The 14,319-nt window shown below is 68.3% G+C and carries 15 protein-coding genes; 9 read left to right on the forward strand and 6 right to left on the reverse strand.

The annotated features are described in order from the left end of the window. The 3 genes from B2U11_RS09220 to B2U11_RS09230 all read left to right on the forward strand — a co-directional run. Positions 1-899, forward strand: an 899-nt coding sequence (locus tag B2U11_RS09220) for a hypothetical protein (protein ID WP_414632950.1), incomplete at its 5' end; no start/stop codon positions are given. Positions 900-921: 22 nt separating this feature from the next. Further along, complete coding sequence (locus B2U11_RS09225; protein ID WP_292071302.1) at positions 922-1,800, forward strand: hypothetical protein; 879 nt, start codon at positions 922-924, stop codon at positions 1,798-1,800. Positions 1,801-1,836: 36 nt separating this feature from the next. Then, complete coding sequence (locus B2U11_RS09230; protein WP_292071303.1) at positions 1,837-2,778, forward strand: CPBP family intramembrane glutamic endopeptidase; 942 nt, start codon at positions 1,837-1,839, stop codon at positions 2,776-2,778. On the opposite strand, the gene uvrA is transcribed toward B2U11_RS09230, so the two are convergent. Further along, complete coding sequence (uvrA, locus tag B2U11_RS09235; RefSeq protein ID WP_292071304.1) at positions 2,775-5,708, reverse strand: excinuclease ABC subunit UvrA; 2,934 nt, start codon at positions 5,706-5,708, stop codon at positions 2,775-2,777. The two genes, B2U11_RS09230 and uvrA, sit on opposite strands and share 4 nt — an antisense overlap. 192 nt (positions 5,709-5,900) lie before the next feature. Here uvrA and B2U11_RS09240 point away from each other — a divergent pair, with 192 nt between their 5' ends. Then, entirely contained in the window at positions 5,901-6,500 is a 600-nt protein-coding gene (locus tag B2U11_RS09240; RefSeq protein ID WP_292071305.1) for a hypothetical protein, read from the forward strand. A gap of 1 nt (position 6,501) precedes the next feature. Here the strand turns inward: B2U11_RS09240 and B2U11_RS09245 are convergent, their stop codons facing one another. Continuing rightward, positions 6,502-6,999, reverse strand: coding sequence for a group III truncated hemoglobin (locus tag B2U11_RS09245; RefSeq protein WP_292071306.1), 498 nt, complete (start codon positions 6,997-6,999; stop codon positions 6,502-6,504). A gap of 148 nt (positions 7,000-7,147) precedes the next feature. Between B2U11_RS09245 and B2U11_RS09250 the strand changes: the two genes are divergently transcribed. Continuing rightward, positions 7,148-7,282, forward strand: a complete 135-nt coding sequence (locus B2U11_RS09250; RefSeq protein WP_292071307.1) for a hypothetical protein — start codon at positions 7,148-7,150, stop codon at positions 7,280-7,282. Then, positions 7,248-8,816, forward strand: coding sequence for an ABC-F family ATP-binding cassette domain-containing protein (locus tag B2U11_RS09255; RefSeq protein WP_292071308.1), 1,569 nt, complete (start codon positions 7,248-7,250; stop codon positions 8,814-8,816). Before B2U11_RS09250 ends, B2U11_RS09255 begins: the two co-directional genes overlap by 35 nt. Here the strand turns inward: B2U11_RS09255 and B2U11_RS09260 are convergent. From B2U11_RS09260 to B2U11_RS09275, 4 genes are all read right to left on the reverse strand, one after another. Beyond that, on the reverse strand, positions 8,813-10,381 hold the full coding sequence (locus B2U11_RS09260) for an EAL domain-containing protein (protein ID WP_292071309.1): 1,569 nt from the start codon (positions 10,379-10,381) through the stop codon (positions 8,813-8,815). The genes B2U11_RS09255 and B2U11_RS09260 overlap by 4 nt on opposite strands. Positions 10,382-10,448: 67 nt before the next feature. Beyond that, a complete protein-coding gene (locus B2U11_RS09265; RefSeq protein WP_292071310.1) occupies positions 10,449-10,886 on the reverse strand; it encodes a flagellar basal-body protein FlbY in 438 nt (145 codons plus the stop codon). Next, positions 10,883-11,182: a rod-binding protein gene (locus B2U11_RS09270; RefSeq protein WP_249750228.1), complete on the reverse strand. Its 300-nt coding sequence runs from the start codon at positions 11,180-11,182 to the stop codon at positions 10,883-10,885. Before B2U11_RS09270 ends, B2U11_RS09265 begins: the two co-directional genes overlap by 4 nt. A gap of 2 nt (positions 11,183-11,184) precedes the next feature. After that, positions 11,185-12,300, reverse strand: coding sequence for a flagellar basal body P-ring protein FlgI (locus B2U11_RS09275; protein ID WP_292071311.1), 1,116 nt, complete (start codon positions 12,298-12,300; stop codon positions 11,185-11,187). 179 nt (positions 12,301-12,479) lie between these two features. Between B2U11_RS09275 and B2U11_RS09280 the strand changes: the two genes are divergently transcribed. The 3 genes from B2U11_RS09280 to B2U11_RS09290 form a co-directional block, all read left to right on the forward strand. Then, on the forward strand, positions 12,480-12,920 hold the full coding sequence (locus B2U11_RS09280) for a flagellar assembly protein FliX (protein ID WP_292071312.1): 441 nt from the start codon (positions 12,480-12,482) through the stop codon (positions 12,918-12,920). A 169-nt stretch (positions 12,921-13,089) separates the two neighbouring features. Beyond that, positions 13,090-13,503: an RNA polymerase-binding protein DksA gene (gene dksA, locus B2U11_RS09285; RefSeq protein ID WP_414632951.1), complete on the forward strand. Its 414-nt coding sequence runs from the start codon at positions 13,090-13,092 to the stop codon at positions 13,501-13,503. Positions 13,504-13,607: 104 nt separating this feature from the next. After that, a partial coding sequence (locus tag B2U11_RS09290) for a glutamate--tRNA ligase (protein ID WP_292071314.1) occupies positions 13,608-14,319 on the forward strand: 712 nt, incomplete at its 3' end.

Consider the following 14,319-nt stretch of genomic DNA (forward strand, 5'->3'; position numbering starts at 1 on the left):
CCATCGGCGAGGCCCTGGCCGCGCCCGTGCGGGTGATCCGTCGGCATCCGCTGGCGGTGTTCGTCTGGGGCCTGACGATGGTCGTCTTCAGCCTGGCGCTGTCGGCCCTGGTCTTTGGATCGCTGGCCGATCTGCCCCTGGCCCAGGCGGAGGGCGCCGAACCGCCGCCCGAGTTCCTGGGAAGGATGATGGCCTTCCAGGGTATGTCGATGCTGGCCAACCTGGGCCAGGTCGCCTTGAGCATCATCATCTGGACCGCGACGATGCGGGCGACCCTTAGGATCGGCCGCCCCGACCGATACTTCTTCATGCGGGCGGGCATGGATGAGCTTCGGGTGGGCGTGGTGGGCGTGGCGCTCTTCTTTGGCGCCTATATCGCCGTGATCGTGCTGGTGCTGCTGGGCGTGGCCATCGGGGCGGTGGCGTGGCAAGCGAACGAGGCGCTGGCCATCCTGCTCGGCTTCCTGATGGTGCTGGGCCTGATCGCGGCGGTGATCTACGCCATGGCGCGGCTGTCGCTGATCGCGCCGGCGACGCTGATCCTGGAGCGGTTCGCCTTCGTGGAGGGCTGGAATCTGGCCAAGGGGCGGGTGGGGTCGCTGCTCGGCCTGCTGATCTGCACCTGGCTGATCTACATGGCGATCTATTTCGTCATCGCCTTCTTGGCGATCCTGGCGATCTTCGCCAGCGGCGTCTTCGCCCATATGCAGGCGGTGGAACAGGCCGTGACGTTCCGCGACCTGATGCCGCCGCCCGGCGTCATCGCCGGCCTGGTGGTCGTGCTGATCGGGCCGGGGGCCTTCCTCTACGGCGCGGTGATGACGCTTCTGTGCGCGCCCTTCGCCTCGGCCTGCCGACAATTGCTCGATGGTTCGCCGCAAGGTGCGCTAGAAGCGTGACGAGTCGTCCCGGAGCCCATCCATGAGTTTTTCCGCCACCGAAGCCGCTTTCGAAGGTTTCCGCGTCGTCCGCCGCAAGCCCATTATCGTGCTGCTGTGGGGCGCGGTCTATCTGGCGATGTTCCTGGTCATGTTCGGCGTGGGGGCCGGATCGTTCGCGCGGGTCATGGCCCTGGCCCAGGCGATCGAACAGGCCGCCGAGCCGTCGATCGAGGACGTGCGCCAGCTGGGCCTGGCCTATGCCGGCATGAGCTGGCTGATCCCCGTGGGCCTGGTCGTCGGCGCGGTGCTCAGCGCGGCGGTCGCGCGGTCGGTGCTGCGGCCGGCGCAGGACGCCTGGGGCTATCTGCGGCTGGGCAAGGACGAACTGCGGGTGATGGCGGTCAGCATCGTGATCAGCCTGATCTTCGGACTGGCCAGCGCGGTCGGCTTCATCGTGATCGGCATGATCGGCGGCGCGGGCGCCGCCTCTGGACAGGCGTTTCTTTTCCTGGTCGCCCTGCTGCTGGGGTTGGCGCTGGTCGCCGGGCTGGTCTGGCTGGCCGTGCGCCTGAGCCTGGCCGTGCCGATGACTCTGGACCAGGGCCGGGTCGTCATCTTCGAATCGTTCAAGGCCACGCGCGGCCGGTTCTGGCCGCTGCTGGGCATGAGCGTGATCGTCTTCATCATGACCATGGTGGTCAGCCTTCTGGGATCCATCGTCGCCATGCCGATCACGCTGATGACCGGCGGCCTGAACGGCCTGGCGGCTTTCGACGGCGTATCCGGCCTGGAAATGCTGCAACATTCGTGGGTGGCGATCGTCAGTTGGTCGGTCATCAACGCCATTCTGTCGGCGCTGCAACTGGCGGTGCTGTATGCGCCATTCTCGGCGGCCTGGCAGGGCCTGCGCGACGGCTGATCCGGCGGGCGCGGGATCAAGAAACGGAGCAGAAACATGGCCGGCATCGAACTGTATGCGCCGCGTCGGCCGCGACATCGCCGCACCTGGACGGCCGCCGCCCTGGTGCTGGCGATCGTCTTCATCGCCCTGGGCCAGACCCTGGCCTTCGTACCGGGGATGCTTCTGGGCTTGATGACGCCCGACGGCGCGGACGTGGGCTGGCTGGGCACGGCGTGGACGCTGGCGGGCTTCGCCTTCATCGCCCTGATCGTGATCGGCTGGGTGATGCTGTTCGAGCGGCGCGGCCTGACGACCATCGGCTTCAACGGTTCGGGCCTGAAGCGTTTCGTGCGCGGATACGCCATCGGACTGGCCTTCCTGCTGGGCGTGGTCGGGATCATCGCGGCCCTGGGCGGCTATCGCATCGAAGGCGGCGGCGTGTTCTCCAGCCCATCGGCCGTCGCCGGTCTAATTCCCATCCTGGTGCTGATGGTCGGCTTCGTCATTCAGGGCTCGACCGAGGAGATCGTCACGCGCGGCTGGCTGATGCAGGTCATCGCCTCTCGCCACGGGCTGGCGTGGGGCGTGGGGCTGAGCTCGGCGCTGTTCGGCCTGTTGCACGCGGCCAATATCGATCCGTCGCCGGCCCTGGCGATGGGGGTGACCAATGTCACGCTGTTCGGCGTCTTCATCGGTCTGTACGCCGCGCGCGAGGGATCGCTGTGGGGCGTGTGCGGCTGGCACGCGGCGTGGAACTGGCTGCTCGGGCTGGGGTTCGGCCTGGAAGTCTCGGGCCAGGTGATCGACGCCCCACCGCTGGTGGTGGATCTGGCGACCCGGTCGGAGCCGCCCTGGTGGATGACGGGCGCCGCCTTCGGCCCCGAAGGCAGCGTGGTCGTCACCGTCGTGCTGTTGGTCGGTTCGATCGTCCTGGCCGTGCGCGGCCGCAGCCGCGACCACGGGGTAACCGCCGACGCGGCCGACCTGTCGGTCTAAGCCGAAGCCTTAGCGCGCGCCTTCTTCCTCGCGGGCGTCAGCTCGGCGACACGGGCCTTGCGGCGCGCTTCGTGCCGATCCAGCACCTCCTTGAGGTATTTTCCGGTCCAGCTGGCCTTGTTGGCGGCCACCTGTTCGGGCGTGCCGACCGCGACGATCTCGCCGCCGCCGTCGCCGCCTTCGGGGCCGAAGTCGAGCAGGTAGTCGGCGACCTTGATGACATCGAGATTGTGCTCGATCACCACAATGGTGTTGCCGGCCTCGACCAGTTCCTGCAGCACTTCCAGCAGCTTTCGGGTGTCCTCGAAATGCAGGCCGGTGGTCGGCTCGTCGAGGATGTACAAGGTGCGGCCCGTCGCGCGTTTCGACAGTTCCTTCGACAGCTTGACCCGCTGGGCCTCGCCGCCCGACAGGGTGGTGGCCGGCTGGCCGACCTTGACGTAGCCCAGGCCGACCCGCTCCAGCGTCAGCATCTTGTCGCGGATTGGCGGCACGGCCTTGAAGAAGCTCGCCGCCTCCTCGACGGTCATGTCCAGCACGTCCGAGATGGACTTGCCCTTGAACACGATCTCCAACGTTTCGCGGTTGTAGCGTTTGCCCTTGCACACGTCGCAGGTGACATAGACGTCGGGCAGGAAGTGCATCTCGATCTTGATGACGCCGTCGCCTTGACAGGCCTCGCAGCGCCCACCCTTGACGTTGAAGCTGAACCGGCCGGGGCCGTAGCCGCGCGCCTTGGATTCCGGCAGGCCGGCGTACCAGTCGCGGATTGGGCCGAAGGCGCCGGTGTAGGTGGCCGGGTTGGAGCGCGGGGTGCGGCCGATGGGGGACTGGTCGATGTCGATGACCTTGTCGAAATGCTCCAGCCCCTCGATCCGGTCGAAGGGGGCGGGGGCGTCGGACGCATTGTTCAGGCGGCGCGCGGCGGCCTTGTACAGGGTCTCGATGGTGAAGGTCGACTTGCCGCCGCCGGACACGCCGGTGATGCAGGTGAAGACGCCGACGGGAATTTCCCCGGTGACGCTTTTCAGATTGTTGCCGCTGGCGCCGGAAATCTTGAGCATCCGCTTGCGGTCGATGGGGCGGCGGCCGTCGGCGGGAATCTCGATCTCTCTCTCGCCGGTCAGATATTGGCCGGTCAGGGAGTTCGGATTGGCCATGACCTGTTCAGGCGTGCCCTCGGCGCAGACCGAGCCGCCGTGGACGCCGGCGGCCGGGCCCATGTCGATGACGTAGTCGGCGGTCAGGATGGCTTCCTCGTCATGCTCGACGACAAGGACCGAATTGCCCAGGTCGCGCAGGCCCTTCAGGCTGTCCAGCAGGCGGGTGTTATCGCGCTGGTGCAGGCCGATGGAGGGTTCGTCCAGCACGTAGAGGACGCCCGTCAGGCCCGAGCCGATCTGGGAGGCCAGGCGGATGCGCTGGCTCTCGCCGCCGGACAGGGTGCCGGAGGATCGCGACAGGTTCAGGTAGTCCAGGCCAACGTTGTTCAGGAACCGCAGCCGGTCGGTGATCTCCTTCAGGATGCGCCGGGCGATCTCCATCTGCTTGTCAGTCAGGCTCTGCTCCAGCGTGGAGAACCAGAGGTAGGCCTTGGAGATCGACAGCATGGAGATGTCGGCGATGTCCTCGCCGCCGACCTTGACCGCCAGGGCCTCGGGCTTCAGCCGCTTGCCGCCGCACGCCTCGCACGGCGTTTCGGACTGATAGCGGGCCAGTTCCTCGCGCACCCAGGCGCTGTCGGTCTCGCGCCAGCGCCGCTCCAGGTTCGGCAGCACGCCCTCGAACGGCTTGGAGACCTCGTACTTGCGGGCGTTGTCGTCATAGGTGAACTTGATCTTCTCGGAGCCAGTTCCGTAGAGGATCGCCTTGTGCGCCTGGGCCGGAAGGTCGCGCCACGCCTTGTCCATCGAGAAACCGTAGTGGCGGGCGAGCGACTGCAGCGTCTGGGTGTAGAGCGGCGAGGGGCCGCGCGCCCAGGGGGCGACGGCGCCCTTGTGCAGGCTCTTGTCGCGGTCCGGGATGACCAGGTCGGCGTCGAAGGCCAGCTTGACCCCCAGCCCGTCGCAGACCGGGCAGGCGCCGAACGGATTGTTGAAGGAAAACAGGCGCGGCTCGATCTCGGCGATGGTGAAGCCGGAGACGGGGCAGGCGAAGCGTTCGGAAAAGACCAGGGTGCGGGGCGCGGTCTCGCCCTCGTTGGTCGACGCCCATTCGGCCGTCGCCAGACCGTCGGCCAGGCCCAGGGCCGTCTGCAGACTGTCGGCGTAGCGGCCTTCCTGCTCGGGCTTTGTGACGATCCGGTCCACGACGATGTCGATGTCGTGCTTGAACTTCTTGTCCAGCGTCGGCGCTTCGTCGATCGGATAGAACTGGCCGTCGATCTTCAGGCGCTGGAAGCCCTGCCGCTGCCACTCGGCGATTTCCTTCTTGTACTCGCCCTTGCGGCCCCGAACGACGGGCGCGAGCAGAAGTATGCGCTCTCCGTCCGGCAGGGCGGTCAGCTTGTCGACCATCTGGCTGATGGTCTGGCTTTCGATCGGCAGTCCGGTGGCGGGCGAATAGGGAACCCCCACCCGCGCCCACAGCAGACGCATGTAGTCGTGGATTTCCGTCACCGTGCCGACGGTCGAACGGGGGTTCTTGGACGTCGTCTTCTGCTCGATGGAGATGGCCGGGGACAGGCCTTCGATCAGGTCCACGTCCGGCTTGCCCATAAGCTCCAGGAACTGGCGGGCGTAGGCTGACAGGCTCTCGACGTAGCGGCGCTGGCCCTCGGCGTAGATGGTGTCGAAGGCGAGCGACGACTTGCCCGAGCCGGACAGCCCGGTCATCACCACCAGCTGCTCGCGCGGGATGTCGACGTCCACGCCCTTGAGATTGTGCTCGCGGGCGCCGCGAACGCGGATGAAGTTGTGCTTTTCGGTCATGCCTGATCGGGAACGCGGGGAGGCCCCGGCGGCTCCGGAGCGACGCCGATATATGGGGACGAATTCCGCGATTTAAGCAAGAACAATTGGAGAACGGAGGGCGAGCTACTCTGACGTGCGCCTTCGCAACCGTTGACGTCGCGTCCTGCCTGCGGTCACCTGCGCCTTCCTTCTCGGTCGGCGGAGAACGCCATGACGCCGCCTTCGCCCGCCATTCCACGCACGCCGCATATGCCGGAGGCCGCCGTGGCGCGCCTGCGCAGTCTGCTGAGGCGATCTCGGGGCTATCTGGAGTACGGCTCGGGCGGCTCCACGGTCATGGCCGCCGAGATCGGGACGCCCTTCACCGTCAGCGTGGAGAGCGACGGCGCGTGGCTGGCGGCCTTGCGACAGGCGCTGGACCACGCGCCGGGCGAGCGCATCCTGCTTCACGCCGACATCGGCCCGACGGTGGAATGGGGGCATCCGGCGTCGGAGCAACACTGGCGGCGCTGGCATGCTTATCCGCTGCTGGGCTGGGAGACGTGCCGGGCGCGCGGACTGGTTCCCGACCTGGTTCTGATCGATGGGCGGTTCCGCCGGGCGTGCCTTTACGCCTCGCTGCTGTTCGCCTGGCCGGGGACGCGCATCCTGTTCGACGATTACGCCGACCGGCCGACCTATCACCGGGTGGAGGATTTCCTGAAGCCGGTCGCCCTGCACGACCGCATGGCGGAGTTCGTGGCGCCCGCTTCCCTGGACCGGGACGCCGTCTGGCGCGCCCTGGTCGAGGCGACGACCGACAAGGGCTAGGTCAGGCCTCCCCGTTCCACGGCGGAGGCGGGGCGCGATAGCGTTCGCCGGGAGCCAGCAGGACGCCGTTGGCGTTGGCCACGCCCAGCTCCAGGCTGTCGGCGATGCGCCGTGCTCGCTCCATGAAGGCGTCCGCCGCCACCGGCGGGCACAGGTCGCGCACCGTGTCCTGAAACAACGCCAGCCAGCGATCGAAATGCCGCGCGTCGATCGGCAGGGGCAGATGCTTGGGCATCGGACGGCCCTGATAGACGCCGCTGGACAGGACCACGGACGACCAGAACCGCTTCATCTGGGCCAGGTGCGGTCCCCAGTCCTCGATGCGGTCAGCGAAGATCGGGCCGATCAGCGCGTCGTCGCGCACACGGGCGTAAAAGGCGTCGACCACGCGGTCGATCAGCGCCTCGTCCACGCCGGTCTGGTCCTTGTTCTGCTGGACGACGGCCGCGCGGCGTTCGGCGGCGCCGGCGGAATCCGCGATACGGAACGGGGGCTGCATAGGCCCTTCCTTAGGACGTCCGGCGCCGCGTATCCATTGGACGGCTTGTCCCTGTTCACGCGCCCGTGTGCGATACCGGGCTTGCGGAGCGGAACCGGAGACGCCATCCTCAGTTCCCTGAGCACTTGAGCAAGGAGGCTCGACGATCATGATCATCGCACTGGCAACCGGTTCCGCCCTGTCCGCCATGCTGCTCGTGATCCTCCATGCCAACCAGCCCAAGCCCAAGCGGGTCCGCGTCCGCACTCGTGACGCTCGACACGGTCGCCGCATGGACGCCTGAAGGCGTCACGCTCTTCGATAATCTTAGTCTGACGTTCGCGCGCGAGCGCACCGGCGTGGTCGGTCGCAATGGCGCGGGCAAGAGCACCTTGCTGCGCTTGATCGCCGGCCGCCAGGCGCCGGCAGAAGGCGCGGTCGCGCGCACGGGCTCGGTCGGCCTTCTGGATCAGCGCGGCGAAGGCCCCCCTGGCGAAATCGTGGAAGACGCCTTGGGCGCGGCGGAGGGGCTTCGGCTGATCGAGCGTATACTGGCCGGCGAGGACGTGGGCGACGATCTGGCGGAGGCGGACTGGACGCTGGAAGCGCGCCTCCGTGAAGCGCTGGCGGCGGCGGGGCTGACCGGCCTGCCGATGGCGCGCCAGACGGCGGCGCTGAGCGGGGGAGAACGCACGCGGTTGCGGCTGGCGCGGCTGATGCTGCAAAGGCCGGACCTGATCCTGCTGGACGAGCCGACCAATCACCTGGACCAGGAAGCGCGTCGGCGCGTGTCGGAGATGGTGGAGCGATGGGAGGGCGGCGTGGTCGTGGTCAGCCACGACCGCGACCTGCTGCGCCGCATGGACCGGATCGTCGACATTTCGGGACTGGGCGTGGAGGTCTTCGGCGGCGGCTACGATCTTTACGCCGCGCGAAAGGCCGAGGCGCGCGCGGCCGCGGAGCGGGCGCTGGGCGAGGCGGAAAGGAACGTTTCGCGCGCGGGCGCCGAGGCGCAGCGACGCACAGAGGCCAAGGCGCGACGTGACGCCGCCGGCCGTCGCAAGGCCGGCCGGGGCGACATGCCGCGAATCCTGATCGGCGCGCGGGCCGAGCAGGCGGAAAACAGCGGCGCGCGCGATCATCGGCTGGCGTTGCGCCAGGCCGAGACGGCCGAAGCCGCGCTGGCGACCTCGCGGGCGCGGGTCGAGCGAGTGCGCGCTCTCTCCATCGCCTTGCCGCCGACCGGCCTGCCGCCGGGCCGGTCGGTGAGGATTTTGCGCGACGCGACCTGGGCGGCGCCGGACGGACGGGTCGTGCTGGGTCCGATCTCCCTAGACCTTACCGGCCCGGAACGGGTCGCGGTGACCGGCGTGAACGGCGCGGGTAAGACCACGCTGCTGCGGTTGATCGCCGGAGGGGTCGAGCCGACATCGGGAACGGTCGAGCGACCGGTCAGAGGCGTCATGCTGGATCAGCAGGCGGATATCCTGCGGCCTCAGGAAACCCTGGCGGAGGCGTGGATGAGGCTGAACCCGGCGGGCGGTCTGAACGACGCCCAGGCGGCGCTGGCGCGGTTTCTGTTCCGCAACGCCTCGGCGCACAAGCGCGTCGGCGACCTGTCAGGCGGGGAGCGGCTGCGCGGGGCGCTGGCGTGCGTGATGACGGGAACCACGCCGCCGCAACTGCTGATCCTCGACGAACCGACCAATCATCTGGATCTGGCCTCGATCGAGGCGGTGGAGGATGCGCTCGCCGCCTTTGACGGCGCGCTGGTGGTGGTGAGCCACGACCGGGACTTCCTGGCGGCCGTGCGCGTGGATCGGACGCTGGCCCTCTAACCCCAGGCCTCGATGGCGCCGCGACGCCGGATGGGGGCGACGGAGGCCAGTTGCGTGCGCGGCTCGGCCTCCGGGCGGCCGAACAGCCACCCCTGGCCGAACTGGACGCCCATGCCCTGAAGCGTCTTGGCCAGGCTTTCGGTCTCGATCATCTCGGCGATGATCTCCAGCTTCAGAGACTGGCACAGCTCGACGATGCTGCGCAGCATGGTGGCCGAGCGCTCGTCGGTCTCGATATCGTGGATCAGGGCGCCGTCGATCTTGACCGCATCCACAGAGAGGCGACGGATATAGTCGTACGAGGCGGCGCCGGCGCCGAAGTCGTCGATGCAGACCTTGATGCCGGCTTCACGCAGGGCGCCCAGGCGTCGGTCGGCGGCCTCGAGATCGGCCACAGCCGCGGTCTCGGTGACCTCGACCATCAGCCGCTTGCGTTCGGCCGCGGCGCCGCTGGTCATGTTCAACAGGTTCTCGACATAGGCGTCGTCGCCCAGCGAACCGCCCGACACGTTGATCGCCATCTTCAACAGGCCGGCGCCGGGCTGGCGCATCCGCTTCAGGACCTTTTCGGCGACCGCCAGGTCGAAGGATTCGATAAGGGCCAGCTCCTCGGCCATGCGGATCGCTTCGCCGGGTCCGTTATTGGCGCTGAAGCGCGCGAGCGCCTCGAAATGATGAACGGCGCGAGAGTCCAGATGGACGATGGGCTGATAATGGACGTGGAATTCACGCGCCTTGACCAAGGTGCGGAAGGTCTCGGCGTCGCGGAAGGTGCGCTTCAGCGAGTCGGCGAAGGCCAGCTGCGGATTGGCCAGGCCGTCGTCCTTCAGGCAGCCCTCGATGGCGAAGCGCATGGCCCGAAGCACGCACAGGGTTTCCGCGCCCTCGGGCACTTCAGAGGTGAAATTCCGGGCCGACAGGTCGACGCCCTCGGCGCGGCCAGCCTCGACGATCTCGGCGGCGATGTCGCGGCGGTCGTCCGGCGCGCGCAGCAGGGCGAAGCGTTCCGGCGTCAGTTGGGCGGCGCTGGAGCCCTGGACGGCGGCGGATTGCAGCGTGGCCTCGATGCGTCGGTTCATCCGCTGGGCCACGTCGTCGGTCAGTCCCTCAAGGCCCTGAACGTCCAGGAAGGCGAGGGCCAGGCCCGATGCGCTGTCCACCACGGGCGCGGCTTCCGCCATGAAGGTTTCGGCGTCGACCAGCGGGCGGGTCTGCAGCTCGGAGGCCATGAAGGCGGGGCCTTCATAGGTCAGGCCGCACGACACGGCCGGGGCCAGTTGCGGCAGGACGAAGGCCCTCAAGGTGGCGCGTCGCAGCCGGTCCGGTCCCGCGCGCAGCAAGACGGAGACGGCCGGGGTGCGCTGGCCGGGCTGGAGCGCGCGTATGGTCCTGACCACGCCGCCGGCGTCATGAAGCAGATCGCCCAGCGCCTTGCCCGCCCAGGTGGCGGCGTCCTGGCCCGAAACCGGACCCACGCCGATGCCGAAGGCGATCGCCCCGCCTGAATCGATCTCGATCAACGCATCGGCGGACGCGAAGGCGAGACCCAGCAGGCGAGTGGTCATGCTCATGACGTCATTGAGCACGCGCGCGCTTAAAAAATCGGCAACGCGGCGGCGTGAAGCGTCGTCTTCAGGCCGTGCGATCAAAGGCGACGGCGCGACCGTCGCCCTGGGCGGCCCGGCCGTCGGCGGCGTAGGCGGCGGCCGGCGTGCGCGAGGCGGCGACCTCGTGGGCTATGGTTCGCACCAGCCCCTCCGAGATCGTCCGCGCGGCCTCCACCGCCCGTGCGTGGCGGTTCAGGATGTCGTCGAAGGCGCGGGTGGCGTCGGCCAGTTCGCGCTTGTCGGCGGCGGGCGCGGTCGAGAGCAGGCCGGGATCGGCCTTCACCAGGGCCGTGTCGCGGCGGTAGAGGTTGGCCATTTCCTGCGTCTCGGCCAGGCCCGCGGCGATGTCGCGCGGGCGATGGGTTTCCAGGGCCTCGGTCTCGGCGGACAAACGTTCGCCCAGGCGGCGGGTCAGATCGATCAGCTGGCGCACGCGCGCCCGGGCCAGGTCGGCGTCGCTCATTGGGACTGCTCCTGCATCTTCAGCATCTCGCTCATCACCGACGAGGCCAGGCCGATGCCGCCGGCGGCGACGGTCTTCTTGGCCATTTCGTCGACCAGGAAGCTGCGCCACGTCTGTTCGGCGCTGCCCCCGCCGAAGGGACCGTCGGTCGACAGGCCCTCGAACATGGGCTTCATCATCTGGGCCAGGAAGGTCGCCTCGAAGGCTTCGGCCGTTTCGCGCGCCTTGTCCGAGACGGCGCCGACGGCCTGGCCGACAGGCTTGAGCAGATCGGTCGGAAGGGTCAGGTCGGCCATGATCACATCACCTCGATGTCGGCCTGCAGGGCGCCGGCGGCCTTGATCGCCTGCAGGATGGAGATCATGTCGCGCGGGCTGACGCCCAGAGCGTTCAGGCCGTTGACCAGGGTGGACAGGTTGGCCGCGCCGCCGACCAGGCGCATCTGGGTGCCCAGGTCCTCCTCGACGCTGACGCCGCTGTCGGGGACCACGGCTGTCTGGCCCTGGCTGAAGGGGGCGGGCTGGCTGACGAAGGGCCGTTCGTCGACCGAGATGGTCAGGTTGCCCTGGGCGATCGCGACCTGGGAGATGCGGACCGCCTCGCCCATCACGATCACGCCGTTGACCTCGTCGATGATGACCTTGGCGGGAGAGTCGACGGTGATGGGCAGGTTCTCGATCTGGCTGATGAAGCCGGCCATGCCCATCTGACCGGGCGAGCGGAGCGCCACGACCGAGCCGTTCTCGGCCAGGGCCGATCCGGGATAGGCGCCGTTGATGACGCCCGCCACACGCTGGGCGGTGGTGAAGTCCGGGTTGCGCAGCGTCAGCCGCACCTCGTTCATGTTCGCCAGTTGAAAGCCGGTCTCGCGCTCGACCGTGGCGCCGGAGGCGATGCGGCCGGCGGTCGGCACGCCGCGCGTCACCGACGAGCCCGAGGCGCCCGAGGCGGAGACCGCGCCGGTCTGGATGGACCCTTGAGCGACTGCATAGACCTGGCCGTCCGCGCCTTGCAGGCTGGTGACCAGCAGGGTGCCGCCCAGCAGGCTCTTGGCGTCGCACATGGACGACACGGAAACGTCGATGCGCGAGCCGGGCGTGGCGAAGGCTGGCAGATCGGCCGTCACCATGATGGCGGCCATGTTCTTGGAGTTGGCGTTGGTCCCGCGGATGTTGACGCCCAGCCGCTCGGTCATGCCTTCCAGCGACTGGCGGGTGAAGGGGCAGTTGCGCAGGCTGTCGCCGGTGCCGTTCAGACCGACGACGAGGCCATAGCCGACCAACTGGTTGGAGCGAACGCCCTCGACGGCGGCGATGTCCTTGATCCGCGACTGGGCCATCGCCGGCGCGGCTGCGCCGCCGAACGCGGCGGCCAGGACGAGCGGGGCGATGAGTCGGCCGAGCATTTTCTGCATGGGTGCGGGATCCGTATGCAATTCGCTCCATTCGTTGCGAAGATCGTGCCGGAGAAAATGCTCAACAAAAGCAATGGTCGGGCCTTTTTCTGCTGCGGGCCTTCGGCAAGTTTTGCCGTGTCGTTAACCAAACGCTCACGTCAGGCGACGAAACATCGGACCATGATCCGGAGCGTCGCATGAAGATCACCGGCCCAACCGCGCCCGGCGCCCCGTCCAGCGCCCGACCGTCGCGCCCGGCCTCGGGCTTTTCGCTGGGGGGCGCGTCCAGCGCAGCCGCCACCGGCGCGGCCGCGCCCGCCGCTTCGGCCGCTGGCGTTTCCGACGTCTCGGCGCTGATGGCCCTGCAAGGGGTCGAGGGACCGCTGGAGCGTCGCCGCCGCGCCGTCAAACGCGGCGGAGGGCTGCTGGATCGGTTGGACGAGCTGAAGCTGGCGCTGTTGGGCGGAGAGGCCGACGAGGCCGCACTTCAGCGTCTTGCGCGCGCGCTTCAGGAGGAGCGGCCCGAAGCCGGCGACGAGTCGGGCCTCAACGCCGTCCTGGACGAGATCGATCTTCGAGCCTCGGTTGAACTGGCCAAGGCCGACATGCGACGCGCCGACCGCCGTACGGGATCGTAAACCCTTTGCATCGCGTGACAATTGTCACGCCTGGACGCCTGTTGATCGAATTGCGATCACGGAATCGCGAGCCGCGTTGCCGCGACTCGCGCGGGTGACTATACGGCCCCTACGCCACAGGGGGGCGTGCTATTAGAGCGTGAGTGCGATGAACGCATTGGCGTCCGTGATGTCCGAAGAAACGGCTGCGTACCGGCCGTCCGACGACGAACCGTTCATGAACGAACGGCAGCTTGCCTACTTCAAGAAAAAGCTTCTGGCCTGGAAGGACGACATCCTCAGGGAGTCGCGCGGGACGGTGGTCAATCTGAAGGCCGAGACCGAGAACCACCCCGATCTGGTGGATCGCGCGTCATCGGAATCGGACCGGGCGCTGGAGCTTCGGACCCGCGACCGCCAGCGCAAGCTGATCTCCAAGATCGACGATGCGCTGCGCCGGATCGAGGACGGCTCCTACGGCTATTGCGAGGACACCGGCGAACCGATCGGCCTGGGCCGACTGGAGGCCCGTCCGACCGCGACCCTCTCGGTCGAGGCCCAGGAACGTCACGAACGCCGCGAGCGCGTTCATCGCGACGACTGACCGGGACGTCGCGGTCAGTTTCGGCGTCGCCTTTCCAAGGCGCGCCTTGACTTCGCCGGGTTGCGGCGCGACCTAGCCGCCTCGCTTTCGAGGTCTAGGTCTTCATGTCCGTCAAGGTTCGTTTCGCCCCGTCGCCGACGGGTAATCTGCACGTCGGCAACGTCCGCACCGCCCTGGTGAACTGGCTGTTCGCCAAAGGGCAGGGCGGATCGTTCGTGCTGCGCATCGACGACACGGACCTGGCGCGCTCCACGCCCGAATTCGAACAGGGCATCGAGGACGACCTGACCTGGCTGGGGCTGACGTGGGACGAGCGCTACAACCAGTCCAAGCGGTTCGACCGCTATGAAGAGGCCGCCGGGCGGCTGAAGGCGTCCGGGCGGCTGTATCCGGCCTATGAGACGGCCGAGGAACTGGATCGGCGCCGCAAGGTGCAGCTGTCGCGCGGCCTGCCGCCGATCTACGACCGCGCCGCCCTGGACCTGACCGACGCGCAGAAGGCGGCGTACGAGGCCGAGGGGCGGCGTCCGCACTGGCGCTTCAAGCTGGAGGGCAAGCGGGTGTCCTGGGAAGACCTGGCGCGCGGCCACGCCGAGGTCGACACCGCCTCCATGTCGGACCCGGTGCTGATCCGCGAGGACGGGCTGTTCCTCTACACCCTGCCGTCGGTGGTGGACGACATCGACATGGCGATCACCCACATCATCCGGGGTGAGGACCACGTCACCAACACCGGCGCCCAGATCGAGATCTTCGAGGCCTTGGGCGCCCCGGTTCCCGGCTTCGCCCATATGCCGCTGCTGGTCGGGGCGGACG

Source organism: Brevundimonas sp. UBA7534, assembly GCF_002479325.1.
GTDB lineage: Bacteria > Pseudomonadota > Alphaproteobacteria > Caulobacterales > Caulobacteraceae > Brevundimonas.

Bases quoted from the DNA above. Each gene is read 5' to 3' on its own strand.
- B2U11_RS09225 (WP_292071302.1), top strand. From the start codon at position 922: ATGAGTTTTTCCGCCACCGAAGCCGCTTTCGAAGGTTTCCGCGTCGTC.
- B2U11_RS09230 (WP_292071303.1), top strand. From the start codon at position 1,837: ATGGCCGGCATCGAACTGTATGCGCCGCGTCGGCCGCGACATCGCCGC.
- uvrA (WP_292071304.1), bottom strand. From the start codon at position 5,708: ATGACCGAAAAGCACAACTTCATCCGCGTTCGCGGCGCCCGCGAGCAC.
- B2U11_RS09240 (WP_292071305.1), top strand. From the start codon at position 5,901: ATGACGCCGCCTTCGCCCGCCATTCCACGCACGCCGCATATGCCGGAG.
- B2U11_RS09245 (WP_292071306.1), bottom strand. From the start codon at position 6,999: ATGCAGCCCCCGTTCCGTATCGCGGATTCCGCCGGCGCCGCCGAACGC.
- B2U11_RS09250 (WP_292071307.1), top strand. From the start codon at position 7,148: ATGATCATCGCACTGGCAACCGGTTCCGCCCTGTCCGCCATGCTGCTC.
- B2U11_RS09260 (WP_292071309.1), bottom strand. From the start codon at position 10,381: ATGACCACTCGCCTGCTGGGTCTCGCCTTCGCGTCCGCCGATGCGTTG.
- B2U11_RS09265 (WP_292071310.1), bottom strand. From the start codon at position 10,886: ATGAGCGACGCCGACCTGGCCCGGGCGCGCGTGCGCCAGCTGATCGAT.
- B2U11_RS09270 (WP_249750228.1), bottom strand. From the start codon at position 11,182: ATGGCCGACCTGACCCTTCCGACCGATCTGCTCAAGCCTGTCGGCCAG.
- B2U11_RS09275 (WP_292071311.1), bottom strand. From the start codon at position 12,300: ATGCAGAAAATGCTCGGCCGACTCATCGCCCCGCTCGTCCTGGCCGCC.
- B2U11_RS09280 (WP_292071312.1), top strand. From the start codon at position 12,480: ATGAAGATCACCGGCCCAACCGCGCCCGGCGCCCCGTCCAGCGCCCGA.
- dksA (WP_414632951.1), top strand. From the start codon at position 13,090: ATGTCCGAAGAAACGGCTGCGTACCGGCCGTCCGACGACGAACCGTTC.